This window comes from Paracoccus sp. M683, from assembly GCF_007096355.1.
Taxonomy (GTDB): Bacteria; Pseudomonadota; Alphaproteobacteria; order Rhodobacterales; family Rhodobacteraceae; genus Paracoccus.
Map to the genome: position 1 here is coordinate 528,569 of NZ_VKDF01000004.1, position 13,264 is coordinate 541,832.

Sequence of the window (13,264 nt, forward strand, 5' to 3'; positions counted from 1 at the left end):
CGATAACGAACTCAAAATAACCGAGCAGTCAGATTTTTGGGGCAGGGATGAAGTTTATCGCGAAACTGATCATGGCCATGATGCTGGTGACGATGGTCGTCAGCTGTGGCCGCACACCGCCGCGTGGCGGGGGCGGGGCCGTCTATGTGGGCGGCAATACGCCGCAGCTGGGCGATAGCGATCCGCATCTGTGGCGCAGCGGGCATCCCTATGGACATCAGGTCCATGGCATCGACATCTCGCGCTGGCAGGGCGACATCAACTGGGACCAGGTGCGCGGCGCCGGCATCAGCTTTGCCTTCATCAAGGCGACCGAGGGTGGCGATCACAGCGATCCGAATTTCCTTCGTTACTGGCGCGAGGCCGGCGCGGCCCGCATCCCGCGCGGGGCCTATCACTATTTCTATTTCTGCCGCACCGGGGCAGAGCAGGCCCGCTGGTTCATCCGCAACGTTCCGCGCGAACGGGGCGCGCTGCCGCCGGTGATCGACCTGGAATGGACCAATTCGCGCACCTGCCCGCGCCGGCCCCCCGCCGCCGAGGTCAAGCGCGAGGCCGAGATCTTCATGCAGATCGTGGGCCAGTATTACGGTCAGCGGCCGATCATCTATACGACGGTCGACTTCTATCGCGACAACCAGCTGGGCACGATGCAGGCTGAATTCTGGCTGCGCTCGGTTGCCGATCACCCCCGCGCACGCTATCCCGGTCAACGCTGGAGCTTCTGGCAATATACCGGCACCGGCATCGTTCCGGGGATTCGCGGCGATGTGGATCTGAACGCATTTGCGGGCACAAAGGCGGATTGGGCGCGATGGTTGCAGACACGTCTGTCTCGGTAAGGCCACGGCGCTGGCTGTGGGTCGAATTTGCGGCGCTCTATATCGGGGCGCCGCTGGCCATCGCGCTGTGCCTGCCGCCGCGGATGCTGTTTCCGGCGCTGTTCGCCTTTACCGTGGCAGGGTTGATCCTGCTGTATTGCACCGGGGGCTTTGACTGGCATTCGCTGTTTCGGGGCTGGCGCCGCATCCGATGGGGCTTTGCGGCGGTCTTTACCCTTGGGGTGGCGCTGGTGGGCTGGCTGATCATGCAGGCCACCCAGCCCGACTATATCCTGAACCTGACCGGCCCGCGCCTGCGTTTTCTGTTGGTGATCTGGGTGCTGTATCCGCTGCTGTCGGCGCTGCCACAGGAACTGATCTTCCGGCCGCTGTTCTTTCACCGTTTCGGCAGTCTGTTCCCCGATGAACGCACGGCCCTGATCGTCAATGCCGCCATCTTCAGCTTCGCGCATCTGATGTATTGGAGCGTTGTCGTCAGCGTCCTGACCTTTGTGGGCGGGGTGGTCTTTGCGCTTGCCTATCGCCGCGACGGCTTTCCCTCGGCCCTGCTGTTGCACGGGTTGGCGGGCAATGCGCTGTTTGCCGTGGGCATGGGCTATTATTTCTGGTCCGGCAACGTGGTGCGACCCTTCTGACAGGTTGACTTCGCCCCCGTCCCGCTGTTCATGCGGGGGCTGAACGAAAGAGGTCCGCCATGCACGCCTATCGCAGCCATACCTGCGCCGATCTGACCGCCGCCAATGCCGGGGAAACCGTCCGCCTGTCGGGCTGGGTCCACCGGGTCCGCGACCACGGGGGCGTGCTGTTCGTCGATCTGCGCGACCATTACGGCATGACGCAGGTGCTGGCCGACAGCGACAGCCCCGCTTTCAAGGCGATGGAAAAGCTGCGCGCCGAAACCGTGATCCGTATCGACGGCCGGGTGAAGCTGCGCGATGCATCACTGATCAACCCCAAGCTGCCCACCGGCGAGATCGAGGTCTATGCCACCGATCTTGAGGTGCTTGGCCCCGCCGATGAATTGCCGCTGCCGGTCTTCGGCGATCTGGATTACCCCGAGGAAACCCGGCTGGCTTACCGCTTCCTCGACCTGCGGCGCGAGTCGCTGCACAATAACATCATGCTGCGCTCCAAGGTGATCCGCAGCTTGCGCAACCGCATGTGGGACAGCGGCTTTACCGAATTCCAGACCCCGATCATCACCGCCTCCAGCCCCGAGGGCGCGCGCGACTTTCTGGTGCCCTCGCGCCTGCATCCGGGCAAGTTCTATGCCCTGCCGCAGGCCCCGCAGCAGTTCAAGCAGCTGATCATGGTTGCCGGTTTCGACCGCTATTTCCAGATCGCGCCCTGTTTCCGCGACGAGGATCCGCGCGCTGATCGCAGCCCCACCGATTTCTACCAGCTTGACGTGGAAATGTCCTTTGTCGAGCAAGAGGATGTGTTCTCGACCATCCAGCCGGTCATCCAGGGTCTGTTCGAGGAATTCGGCGGCGGTCGTCCGGTCGATGCCAACTGGCCGCGCATCCCCTATGCAGAGTCGATGCTGAAATATGGCAGCGACAAGCCCGACCTGCGCAACCCGATCGAGATGCAGGTGGTCAGCGACCATTTCCGTGGTGGCGGTTTCGGCATCTTCGCGAAACTGCTGGAACAGGACGGCACCGAGGTCCGCGCCATTCCAGCGCCCACTGGCGGCAGCCGCAAATTCGCCGACCGCATGAACGCCTTCGCGCAGCGCGAGGGCCTACCGGGCATGGGCTATATCTTCTGGCGAAAGCGTCAGCCCGAGGCAACAAGGATAGAAAGATACTTAGATGGCGTTGTGCCAAAGGCGATTTTTCGCGGCGGAAAGGAAATACCCCTAGATCAAGGACTCGAGATGCTTGAGGCAAACCTCGAAGCGAGCGAAAATGACGCGCTGGTCCTAATCACGAAATTGCTAAAAGATGGTGATCTAAAAAGTGCGAACTTTCTGATTGACGCCTATTTCGGGGAGTTCGAGGCAGCTGGTCCAATTGCTAAAAACATCGGCGCAGTGAGGACGGAAGCGATCCGCCGGCAACTTGGTCTGGGTGAGGGCGACGCGGCCTTCTTCCTGGGCGGCAAGCCCGAGCAGTTCGAAGCCGTCGCCGGCCGCGCCCGCAACGAGATCGGCCGCGAGCTTGGGCTGACAGACGAGAACCAGTTCAAATTCGCCTGGATCGTCGATTTCCCGATGTATGAGAAGACCGATGAGGGCAAGATCGACTTCAGCCACAACCCGTTCAGCATGCCCCAGGGGGGCCTGGATGCGCTGAACGGCGATCCGCTGGCGGTCAAGGGCTATCAATACGATCTGGCCTGCAACGGCTATGAACTGATCTCGGGTGCGATCCGCAACCACAAGCCGGAAATCATGTTCAAGGCCTTTGAACTTGCCGGCTATCCGGCATCTGAGGTCGAAAAGCGCTTTGGCGGCATGGTCAAGGCCTTCCGCTATGGCGCGCCGCCGCACGGGGGCTGCGCTGCCGGGATCGACCGCATCGTGATGCTGCTGGCCGATGAGCAGAACATCCGCGAGGTCATCATGTTCCCGATGAACCAGCGGGCCGAGGATCTGATGATGGGCGCGCCGTCCGAACCCACCAACGAACAGCTGCGCGAATTGCGCCTGCGGGTTCTGCCGAAAGAGTGATCTGACTTCACCCTTGGGGCCATGTCATAAAGACGCCGGGGGCCAGTTCCCCGGCGTTTTTGGTAGTTGATGGTGCTGCATGTCGGTGTCTTTCCCGGAACTCGCGGCAATCCGCCTGGGCTATGGCCTGTCGCCCTTGATGGCACCCCCGCAATCGGCGGCCGAGGTGCTGGGTAGCGTCGCCCTGTCGCTGACGACGGATGATGCGGTGACGCTGCAACAGGTCAGGGAAAGCGCCGAAAAGCTGGCCGGGCTGACCAAGGCACGCGCCGAAGGCGGGGCCGCCGCGACGGAACGGCATCGCGCATATACGACTGAACTCAGCTTTTTGCCGATGGTTGACCTGCGCCGCCGGATGGCCCGTGCGCTGGACGCCCCGGCGGGGTTCGGCGAAAGGCTAGTGCAGTTCTGGGCCGATCATTTCACCGTTCGCGCCGATGGCAGCGGGGCGCAGATGATGGCCATGGCCTTTGTCGATGAGGCGATCCGTCCGCATCTGAACGGCCGGTTCGAGGATATGCTGATCGCCGCCAACACCCATCCGATGATGCTGCGCTATCTGAATCAGGATACCTCTGTCGGGCCGGGGTCGCGGGTTGCGCGCAACAATCCGCAGCGTCAGCTGGGCCTGAACGAGAACCTGGCGCGCGAGACGATCGAATTGCACACCCTGGGCGTCAATGCCGATTACGACCAGACCGATGTGCGCCAACTGGCCGAGCTGATGACCGGCCTCACCTTTCGCCGCAGGCACGAGGGCGTGTTCAACGGCAACCAGGCCGAGCCGGGGGCCGAGGTGGTTCTGGGCCGCAGCTATGGCGGCGACGGGCCGGCGCGGATCGAGGATATTCACGCCGCCCTGACTGATCTGGCGCGCTATCCGGCAACGGCGCGGCATCTGTCCTTCAAGCTGGCGCAACATTTTCTGGCGGATCAGCCGCGCAAGGCTGTGATCGACGATCTGACGGCGGTGTGGCGCGAGACGCGGGGCGATCTGCCAAGCGTCTATGCCGCGCTGATCGGGCATCAGGAACTGGCCGCGACCTTCCGGCAAAAGGTGCGGCAGCCCTTTGACTATCTGGTTGCCGCGATGCGCGCGCTTGGCGTGACCGGCCAGCAGATCCTGGCGATCGAGCCGAAAAGAATCCGCAACGACATGCACCGCGCCATGGCCCGGATGGGGCAGCCCTGGAACCGGCCCACCGGCCCGGATGGCTGGCCCGAACCGGCCTCGGACTGGATCACGCCGCAGGGGCTGGCCGCACGGATCGAATGGGCGCTGAAAATGCCGGCGCGGCTGGCCGATCCCTTGCCCGATCCGCGCGGTTTTCTGGCTGTGGCGCTTGGCGATACGGCGGGCGAGGCGCTGACCTGGGCAGTGCCCAAGGCGGAATCGGTGCTGGAAGGGGTGGCGATCGTGCTGGCATCGAATGAATTCAACAGACGATAGGGGCGCATGATGTTAAGCCGCCGGTTGTTTCTGAAATCCACTGCGCTGATCGGCTGTTCGGCCGCTGCGCATCCTTTGCTGAACACGATCAGCTTTGCCTCGGCGCCCGGCGAGAACCGGCTGGTGGTCATCATCCTGCGCGGGGCGATGGACGGGTTGGATGTGCTGCAACCCTATGGCGACCGCGATCTGGCGGCACTGCGGCCGACGCTGTCGGTGGGGCCGGATCATGGCGCGCTGGATCTGGACGGGTTCTTTGCGCTGCATCCGGCGCTGGCGCCGCTGTTTCCGCTGTGGCAGGCGGGTCAACTGGGCTTCGTACCCGCCGTCTCGACCCCCTATCGCGACAAGCGCAGCCATTTCGACGGGCAGGATCTGCTGGAGGCCGGGACCGGAAACGACCTGCCGATCCGCCTGCAACAGGGCGGCTGGCTGAACCGGCTGTTGCAGGACATGCCGGGTGTCACATCGCAGACGGCCTATTCGGTGGGCGCCGAGGAGATGCTGATCCTGACCGGCAAGGCGCCGGCGCGCAGTTGGGCGCCCGATGCGCAGCTGCGCTTGTCGGCGCAGGCGCAGTTGTTGCTGGATCATGTCTATCACGACGATGCCATGTTCCGCGAAGCGGCCGCCGAAGCCACCGAGATCGCGACCGAGGCGATGGGCGATCGCAGCGCCGCAGATGCCGCGGGGCTGGCACGCTTTGCCGCCAGCCGGCTGAATGCCGACACCCGCATCGCCAGCTTCTCGATCGCGGGCTGGGACAGCCATGCCAATCAGCCCTTGATCATCGGCAAGGCGCTGGACCGGCTGGCGCAAGCAATCCTTACCCTGCGCGAGGGGCTGGGGCCGAACTGGGCCAAGACGACGGTTCTGGCGATGACCGAATTTGGCCGCACCGCGCGGCAGAATGGCTCGGGGGGGACCGATCATGGCACCGGCGGCGCCATGCTGATGGCGGGCGGCGCGATCCGGGGCGGGCGGATCATCGGCGATTGGCCGGGGCTGGGCGAGGGGGATCTGTATGCCGGACGCGACCTGATGCCCACGCGCGACGTGCGGGCCTATGCCGCATGGGCCATGCGCGGGATGTTCGGCACCGGGCGCGACAGCCTGGAAACGACGATCTTTCCGGGGCTGGACATGGGCGATGATCCGGGGATGCTGGCCTGAGCCACCGTAGCAAAGGATCCTCTGCCATGACCGCCGGATCGCGCCCCCTGGGCGATGCCCTTGTCGCCTTTGTCCCCCCGCCCGCGCCGGGACCCGGTGAAATCGACGGCAGGTTCGTCCGGCTGGAACGGCTTGATGCGGCCCGGCATGCCGAGGATCTGTTTCAGGCGAATCAGGGCGGCGATGAGGTCTGGGACTATCTGGGCTATGGCCCCTTTGCCGAGGTCGAGCCGTATCGTGCGTGGCAGGCCAAGATGGCGCAATCGGCCGATCCGCTGTTCTATGCGATCCGCGATCTGACCGCCGATGCCATTCGTGGCATTGCCTCGTATCTGCGGATCGACCCGGAAAATGGCGTGATCGAGATCGGGCATATCCAGCTGTCACCGCCCTTGCAGCGCAGCGCCGCCGCCAGCGAGGCCCTGATGCTGATGATTGCCTGGGCGTTTCAGGCCGGGTATCGCCGCGTCGAATGGAAATGCAACGCCCTGAACACCCCATCGCGCCGCGCGGCCCTGCGGCTTGGCTTTACCTTCGAGGGCGTCTTTCGCCAGCACATGATCACCAAGGGCCGCAACCGCGATACGGCCTGGTTCTCAATCATCGACAGCGAATGGCCGGCGCTTGACAAGGTTTATCAGAACTGGCTGGCGCCGCAGAATTTCGATGCTGACGGCCAGCAGCGCCAAAGCCTTAGCCAGATGACCGCCGCCGCCTTGCCGGGGCGCAAAGATGGCTGAGGGGCGCGGCCTGACCCGCGCGCTGTTTATCTTGCGGCTGTTACAGCCCGCCGGCGGCTGCCAGCCGCTCGTGTACCAGGCCGCTGATCCGCGTCAGATCCGAGGCCAGCGCCCGGCCGTCGGCATGGTCACGCGCCAGTGCATTGGCTGCATCCTCTAGCGCGCGGTCATGCGACGACCGGCCCAGACCGGCAAGGAAGCCGGCGATATACTCGATCGCTGTGGTGTCCTCGGCCGCCGACATGACCTCGGCGATATGGGCCAGATCGTCGCGCAGGGCGGATGCATCAGGCGCGATCACGTCATCGGGCAGCAGGCGCAGCCCGCCGGTCCGGGCTTCTGGGGGCAGGTGGCCCAAAATGGTCTGCTGAAAAGCCGCCAGGCTTTCCACCGGTTTGGCCAGAAAACCATCGGCGCCCGCATCCATCGCCGGCGTTTCATTGTCGGGATCGCCCGACATGCCCAGAATGACCGGCACGCGGGGCTGGGTCGCGGCGATCCGGGCGATCAACTCGGCCCCGTCGCCATCGGGCAGGCCCAGATCGACGATCACCACCGAGGGGCGATAGGTCTGCAAATGCCGCGCCGCCGATTTCAGGCAATCGGCGCGTCTGATCCTTGCGCCCGATCGCAGGCACAGCAGGCGCACGGCCTCGCTTGCAAAACGCGAATCCTCGACCACCAGAACGGTCAGCCCGTTCAAGGGCCTGTTGGGCAGGCTGGCAGCCCATAGCTGCATGCCCATCACCGCGGTTCCATTCCCGACTTCTGTCAGCATCGCCTCGACTCCGTTCCGATTCCTCAGACAAGACCAGATAAGGCCCGAATCGCTAACATCCGGTTAACTGCGACCTTGTGGCCCTTTCCATCCCGGCCTGCCCGTCCTAGAACCTGCCCAAACCCGGAGGTCACCATGATCGGACGCCTGAACCACGTCGCCATCGCCGTTCCCGACCTGAAGGCGGCGGCCGCGCAATACGAAAACACACTGGGCGCCAAGGTTGGCGCGCCCCAGGACGAACCCGATCACGGCGTGACGGTGGTGTTCATCGAACTGCCCAATACCAAGATCGAGCTGCTGTATCCTCTGGGCGAGAACAGCCCGATTCAGGGGTTTCTGGACAAGAACCCCTCGGGCGGAATTCATCATCTGTGCTTCGAGGTCGATGACATCATCACCGCTCGCGACCGGTTGAAGGCCGAGGGCGCGCGCGTGCTGGGCACCGGCGAACCCAAGATCGGCGCCCATGGCAAGCCCGTGCTGTTCCTGCATCCAAAGGATTTCAACGGCACCCTGATCGAGTTGGAGCAGGTCTGATGAACCTGACCGGCGGAATCGTGCTTTATGCGGTCTTGTGGTTTCTGGTGCTGTTCGTTCTGTTGCCGATCGGCCAGCGCAGTCAGGCCGACGAGGGCAGGATCGTGCCGGGCACCCATGCCGGCGCGCCAGCCAATCCAAGGCTGGGGCGCAAGGCGCTGTGGGCGACGCTGATCGCCGGCGTGTTGTGGGCCATCTGCGCCTATATCATCCTTGGCGGCGTGATCACCCGCGAGGATCTGGAGGCATGGGGCGGGATGTCTGGCGGATGAGATGGAACAGGTGCGTGAACACCGCCGCCGCCAGAACCGGCACGATGATGTTCAGCACCGGAACCGTCAGCAAGACCGCGATGACCACGCCGGTCATGGTGATCTGAAACCCGTTTTCGTGGCGTAGTTGCCGCGCCTGCGGGCGGTGCAGGTGCCGGCCTGCGGCCATCTGGAAGAACTCCCGGCCCAGCAGCCAGCCGTTCAGGCCAAAAAACAGAAGTGGCGCAAAGGGCCCAAGGATGGGCGTCGCGATCAGCGACAGCAGTGCAATCCCGACCACGGCCGCGGCAATTGCCATGGCCTCTAGCAATCCATCCATGAAATCAGATGATTGCCCGATATTATTCGGGTAATGGATGGTCTCGACTTGCTGGGATACGCGTTCGGCGAATAGCCCGGCGAAGGCCGCGGCAACCGGGGCCATCAGGAAAAATCCCATCAGCGGAAACAATGCCAGCGATCCCCAGGACAGCGTGTTTCCGATGTCTATGGTCCAGCCGACCCAGGGCAGGGTCAGGCTGCCCGGCGTGAACAGGCGGATCAGCGCAAAAACCCCCGCCTGAAGCGCCAGGAACAGCAGCAGGGTCAGTGCGATGCCGGCCAGCAGCAGCATCAGGATGCGGGGCCGGAACAGATCACCCCAGCCCAGGGCAAGCGCGCGCCAGCCCATCATCAGGCCGGGTCGCCCAGATAGGTGGTCTTGGCGGCAATGTCGGGGCGCGGGCGTTCGGGGGGAACCTCGCCGCGTGTGCCGATATGGACCAGCCCGGCGATGCGTTCACCCTTTGCCAGCCCCAGATGTGCCTGGGCAAAGCCCTGGTTCATTGCCGCGAACCCGGTCAGCCAGGCCGCGCCCCACCCCGATGCCAGCGCCGCATTGACCAGCCCCAGACAGACGGCACCAGCCGACAGGAACTGTTCCCATTCCGGCACCTTGTCACTGTCGACCGGGGCCGAGATCACCGCCACGACAACCGGCGATGCCAGGGCGGAAACCGCCTTTTCGGCGGCCGCGTCGTCCTGCCCCGCCGCCAGAACCTCTTGCCGAAGAATCGGGGCCAGATGGTCCAGCGCGGCACGTTCCATCACCAGAAAACGCCATGGTTCCAGCTTGCCATGATCTGGCGCGCGGGCGGCCAGTGTCAGCATCTGGGTAATCTGGTCGCGGTTGGGCGCGGGCTGGCGCAGCAATCTGGGCGGGTGCGACCGGCGCGAGGCCAGAAACTCCAGCGCGGGGTCGTTGCGAAATTCCATGCGCGTCTCCTGATCAGTCGCGGCAGATGTAAGGGTGGTTGCCGCTGTTGAACAGGGGTTGCGGCGCCGATCCTTCAAGGTTCAATGGCATGCATGAGCGAGCTCAGCCATCTTGCCGTGCCAGGAACCGTGATCGCAGTCAGGGTAACGCCGCGTGCGGGGCGCAATGCCGTGCTTGTCGATGGCGCGGCGATCCGTGTGCTGGTCACCGCCGCGCCCGAGGGCGGGAAAGCCAATGCCGAGGTGCAGAAACTGCTGGCCAAGGCGCTTGGTATCGCGAAATCGCGGCTTAGCCTGGTTCGTGGGCAGGCCTCGCGCGACAAGCAGTTTCGCCTGGACTGAACGGCGCTAGAAATTCGCCGGTGTAAAGCCGTTGAAACCCAGGCGCGGAGAGTCGTCGGGCTGAACCAGATAGGCCTGACCATCCAGCTGCTGGTCCGAGGCGATGGGCGTACAGGCCGCCAGAAGCGCGGCGGCAAGCAAGGCAAGAAGGGCGGGGGATTTGGCTTTCATGTGCATGTTTGCGTCCTTGTGCATGTATTTAGGTAAAAAAGGGGGTCAGCTATTTGCCTCGGCTTCCTCCAGCGCGACCATGCCCCGCAATTCGGTCAGGATCGCTTCGAAATGGCTGACCGTTGCATGGCCGTCGACCTGGTAGAAGACATGGCGGCCCTGTTGTTCGCTGCTGGCGATGCCGGCGCGTTCAAGCATCTTCAGATGCCGCGAAATGACCGAGCGATCCTGAGGCATCACGGCGGCCAACCCGGTCACGTCAGACCGGCCCATGCGAACCAGATTGACGATCAGCTGCAATCGAACCGGCTCGCAAAGGGCGCGAAAGAAATCCGCGTCGAATATGTCCGACAGCCGCCGCGCGGCTTCGGCGCGGATCGGGCAGCAGTCAGGGGCAGGGGCGTTGATATCACTCATATCGCCAATATGTGCATTCCTGTGCACATGTCAAGCGCCGGCCCGATCAGCGGCTCAGCCGGTAATTCCCTTCCGGCAGGTCCAGCGCAACCCGCAATTCTTCCAACTGCTCGATGGTGAAGGTGATGCGAACAACCTCGGTTCCTTCGGGGTTCATCTGCTCGACCACGACGCGGTCGTCGAATCCAAGGATGACGACGTCCTCGTTCAAAGGCCGCGTGCCGGCATCGGCCTCGTCGATCAGGGTGATGACGGTGGCGTCGAAATCATGCTCGATGGTGAACATCGCGGCGCTCCTTTCCTTTGGCGCGGGGGGTGGTCTGGCCCTTGCCCGCATCTGACCCGGTTCAGGGCGCCGGCGCAACCGGGGCCGACAATTGCGTGAACTGGGGAAATTCGATGCAACCGGGGGCTTTGCCTGCCCCGCCACAGCGGTTAGAGTAAGCGAAAAGCCGCCGAGACGGCTGGTCGGAATACGCACGAGGGCAGAGCGATGCGGATCGAGAAACTAACATGCGCGTTGCTGGGCGCGGCATTGGGGGTGGCCTCTTGTGCGCCCTTGCCAGATGCGGGTGTCACCACGGTGCCTGCGGGTGATGCTGGCAAGCCGGTCGTTGCGGCACCGTCGCCCGATCGCGGCGCTTCGGCGACCGAAGCTGCGCGGTCCTTTGTCGCGGTCATGCGCAAGATGGAACCCGCAGTCGAGCGTGAATGCCTTCAGCGTCGCACCCAACCCATCAACTGCGACTTCCAGTTCGTCGTCGACGATCGCGCGGGCCTGGAACCCAACGCCTTCCAGACCGTCGATGCGACGGGGCGGCCGATCATCGGTTTCACCCTGTCGCTGATCGCCGCAGCGCGCAATGCGGACGAACTGGCCTTTGTTGTCGGCCACGAGGCCAGCCATCACATTCTGGGCCATCTCGACCAGAAAAGCCGCGCAGCAACGGCCGGCGCGGTTCTGGGCAGCATCCTTGGTGCCTATACCGGCGATGGCGCGGTGATCCGCACAGCCCAGCAGATCGGTGCCTCGATTTCGACCCGCAGCTTCTCGAAGGAATGGGAACTGCAATCGGACTACCTGGGTGCGATCATCACGTTGAATGCCGGCTATGATCCGCGCAATGGCGCCCGCTTCTTCGAGCGGATCCCGGATCCGGGTGATCGTATCCTGGGGTCTCATCCGTCGCGCGCGGCGCGCATCGCGCAGGTCGAACGTGCGGTCGATGACTATACCAGCGGTCGCGTGCGCTAGGGACGGCGCGTGACTGCCGCGTTCAGGCTTTCGGGTGATCGGCGCTGCCACGTCCGCGAATTAACCTGGGAACCAAAGTCCCGCCGCCGCGTTGACTTCGTTACCCTGAATCAGGCGTCATTCTTGCCTCAGTTGGCCGATTCCGCGACGAAACTGTAATTCTCGGGGCAGATTCTGCTTTCTTCCATACATTTTGGTCCATATGATTTGTGCAGGCTTGATATGACCAGGCGCTGCATCCATCGCATGTCCTGGTCCAGTATAGGAGTGCCGGATGATCGGCGTGGTGGTGTGGAGTAGCGCGGAACGGCAAAAGGCCGTTATCTGGTGTGAAGATCAGGGCGCGCTGGCCTATCTGCACGGTTCGCAGCATCTTGCTCAGGGCGCGGATTGGCCTGCCGCCGGCGACCTGCTGGAACTGGAATGCGAAACGGTTGGTGATCTGCGCCACGCCCGTGCGGTCTCGATGCTGAACAGCGAACATTGCGTCGATCTGCCGCTGATGCTGAAACAGCGCGCCGCCGTGGCAGAGGAGCCTCCGTTGCGGCTGGTGACATCAAATGGCGAGCGGATCGGCGATGACCATCAGGGCGACGCCAGCGAAACCCGCCAAAGCCACCGGCACAGACTGGCAGCTTGCCGCTGACCGATCCACACTGACCGATCCACACTGGCCGACTTCATTGCAGACAAGCGCAGGGGCTGGCAGCGCACGACACGCGCGCGGCTGCCTGATCCCATCCGTTACAAGTTCCAATCAGACGCCGCGTGCCAGTGCCGCCACGCCTGTCCGCGCCAGGTCGATCAACCCCAAAGGCTGCATCAACTCGGCAAAGGCATCCAGCTTGGCCGGCGTTCCCGTCATCTCGAAGACAAAGCTTTCCAAAGTCGAATCCACGACATTTGCGCGAAAGATCTCGGCAATCCGCAAGGCCTCGACGCGCTTGTCACCCTTGCCTGACACCTTGAAAAGGCCCAGTTCACGCTCGACCGAGGGGCCTTCGACCGTCAGGTCATGAACTTCATGCACCGGCACGATGCGGCCCAATTGCGCCTTGATCTGTTCGATCACGGCGGGCGTGCCGCGCGTGACCACGGTGATCCGTGACCGGTGCCCGGTATGGTCGACCTCGGCCACGGTCAGGCTGTCGATGTTATAACCGCGGCCGGCAAACAGCCCGATCACGCGGGCAAGGACGCCCGGCTCGTTCTCGACCAGCACGGCCAGCGTGTGGCTTTCCTCGACCTGCGAATGAGGATCGCGCAGGTCATAGGCCGAATGGCTGGTCGCGCCCTTCTGGATGTTCAATGCATTCATCGCTCTGCCCCTATCATCTGTGCAGAAATATCCTGGGG

Annotated in this window: 18 protein-coding genes; 11 read left to right on the forward strand and 7 right to left on the reverse strand. The window is 63.7% G+C overall.

What is annotated here, in order from left to right:
• Positions 1–47 precede the first annotated feature (47 nt).
• The 6 genes from FNJ84_RS09360 to FNJ84_RS09385 all read left to right on the forward strand — a co-directional run bounded on the left by FNJ84_RS09360 (position 48) and on the right by FNJ84_RS09385 (position 6,879).
• Positions 48–842: a glycoside hydrolase family 25 protein gene (locus tag FNJ84_RS09360; RefSeq protein WP_255471131.1), complete on the forward strand. Its 795-nt coding sequence runs from the start codon at positions 48–50 to the stop codon at positions 840–842.
• Positions 815–1,477 carry a CPBP family intramembrane glutamic endopeptidase gene (locus tag FNJ84_RS09365; protein WP_143792832.1) on the forward strand — a complete coding sequence of 221 codons (663 nt, stop codon included), beginning with the start codon at positions 815–817 and terminating at the stop codon, positions 1,475–1,477. The genes FNJ84_RS09360 and FNJ84_RS09365 overlap by 28 nt, the downstream gene beginning before the upstream one ends.
• A gap of 59 nt (positions 1,478–1,536) precedes the next feature.
• Entirely contained in the window at positions 1,537–3,516 is a 1,980-nt protein-coding gene (gene aspS / locus FNJ84_RS09370) for an aspartate--tRNA ligase (RefSeq protein WP_143792833.1), read from the forward strand.
• Positions 3,517–3,595: 79 nt separating this feature from the next.
• Positions 3,596–4,966: a DUF1800 family protein gene (locus FNJ84_RS09375; protein WP_143792834.1), complete on the forward strand. Its 1,371-nt coding sequence runs from the start codon at positions 3,596–3,598 to the stop codon at positions 4,964–4,966.
• Positions 4,967–4,972: 6 nt separating this feature from the next.
• Positions 4,973–6,139, forward strand: a complete 1,167-nt coding sequence (locus FNJ84_RS09380; protein WP_255471132.1) for a DUF1501 domain-containing protein — start codon at positions 4,973–4,975, stop codon at positions 6,137–6,139.
• Between the two features lie 26 nt (positions 6,140–6,165).
• Entirely contained in the window at positions 6,166–6,879 is a 714-nt protein-coding gene (locus FNJ84_RS09385; protein WP_143792835.1) for a GNAT family N-acetyltransferase, read from the forward strand.
• A gap of 40 nt (positions 6,880–6,919) precedes the next feature.
• Here the strand turns inward: FNJ84_RS09385 and FNJ84_RS09390 are convergent, their stop codons facing one another.
• Positions 6,920–7,657 carry a response regulator gene (locus FNJ84_RS09390; protein ID WP_255471133.1) on the reverse strand — a complete coding sequence of 246 codons (738 nt, stop codon included), beginning with the start codon at positions 7,655–7,657 and terminating at the stop codon, positions 6,920–6,922.
• 135 nt (positions 7,658–7,792) lie between these two features.
• Between FNJ84_RS09390 and mce the strand changes: the two genes are divergently transcribed.
• Both mce and FNJ84_RS09400 read left to right on the forward strand, forming a co-directional pair.
• Positions 7,793–8,197, forward strand: coding sequence for a methylmalonyl-CoA epimerase (mce, locus tag FNJ84_RS09395; protein WP_143792836.1), 405 nt, complete (start codon positions 7,793–7,795; stop codon positions 8,195–8,197).
• Complete coding sequence (locus tag FNJ84_RS09400; RefSeq protein ID WP_143792837.1) at positions 8,197–8,469, forward strand: DUF1467 family protein; 273 nt, start codon at positions 8,197–8,199, stop codon at positions 8,467–8,469. Before mce ends, FNJ84_RS09400 begins: the two co-directional genes overlap by 1 nt.
• Here the strand turns inward: FNJ84_RS09400 and FNJ84_RS09405 are convergent.
• Positions 8,423–9,142, reverse strand: a complete 720-nt coding sequence (locus FNJ84_RS09405) for an EI24 domain-containing protein (RefSeq protein WP_255471134.1) — start codon at positions 9,140–9,142, stop codon at positions 8,423–8,425. The genes FNJ84_RS09400 and FNJ84_RS09405 overlap by 47 nt on opposite strands.
• The gene (locus FNJ84_RS09410) at positions 9,142–9,723 is read right to left on the reverse strand and encodes a nitroreductase (RefSeq protein ID WP_143792838.1); all 582 of its coding nucleotides are present in this window, start codon (positions 9,721–9,723) and stop codon (positions 9,142–9,144) included. The genes FNJ84_RS09405 and FNJ84_RS09410 overlap by 1 nt, the downstream gene beginning before the upstream one ends.
• 93 nt (positions 9,724–9,816) lie before the next feature.
• Here FNJ84_RS09410 and FNJ84_RS09415 point away from each other — a divergent pair, with 93 nt between their 5' ends.
• On the forward strand, positions 9,817–10,065 hold the full coding sequence (locus FNJ84_RS09415; protein ID WP_143792839.1) for a DUF167 domain-containing protein: 249 nt from the start codon (positions 9,817–9,819) through the stop codon (positions 10,063–10,065).
• 6 nt (positions 10,066–10,071) lie between these two features.
• On the opposite strand, the gene FNJ84_RS21955 is transcribed toward FNJ84_RS09415, so the two are convergent.
• Genes FNJ84_RS21955 through FNJ84_RS09425 form a run of 3 tightly spaced genes read right to left on the reverse strand, consistent with a single transcriptional unit; the run spans position 10,072 to position 10,939 of the window.
• Positions 10,072–10,236 (reverse strand): hypothetical protein, encoded by a 165-nt coding sequence (locus FNJ84_RS21955; protein WP_185968472.1) that lies wholly within the window; start codon positions 10,234–10,236, stop codon positions 10,072–10,074.
• Positions 10,237–10,281: 45 nt separating this feature from the next.
• Positions 10,282–10,653, reverse strand: a complete 372-nt coding sequence (locus tag FNJ84_RS09420) for a helix-turn-helix transcriptional regulator (protein ID WP_143792840.1) — start codon at positions 10,651–10,653, stop codon at positions 10,282–10,284.
• Positions 10,654–10,699: 46 nt separating this feature from the next.
• Entirely contained in the window at positions 10,700–10,939 is a 240-nt protein-coding gene (locus tag FNJ84_RS09425; RefSeq protein ID WP_143792841.1) for a hypothetical protein, read from the reverse strand.
• Positions 10,940–11,146: 207 nt separating this feature from the next.
• On the opposite strand from FNJ84_RS09425, the gene FNJ84_RS09430 reads away from it, so the two are divergent.
• Positions 11,147–11,908, forward strand: coding sequence for a M48 family metalloprotease (locus FNJ84_RS09430; protein WP_143792842.1), 762 nt, complete (start codon positions 11,147–11,149; stop codon positions 11,906–11,908).
• A gap of 274 nt (positions 11,909–12,182) precedes the next feature.
• Positions 12,183–12,554 carry a hypothetical protein gene (locus tag FNJ84_RS09435; protein WP_185968473.1) on the forward strand — a complete coding sequence of 124 codons (372 nt, stop codon included), beginning with the start codon at positions 12,183–12,185 and terminating at the stop codon, positions 12,552–12,554.
• 111 nt (positions 12,555–12,665) lie between these two features.
• Here FNJ84_RS09435 and ilvN read toward each other — a convergent pair whose 3' ends face one another.
• Entirely contained in the window at positions 12,666–13,226 is a 561-nt protein-coding gene (gene ilvN / locus FNJ84_RS09440) for an acetolactate synthase small subunit (protein WP_143792843.1), read from the reverse strand.
• Positions 13,227–13,264: the final 38 nt, after the last annotated feature.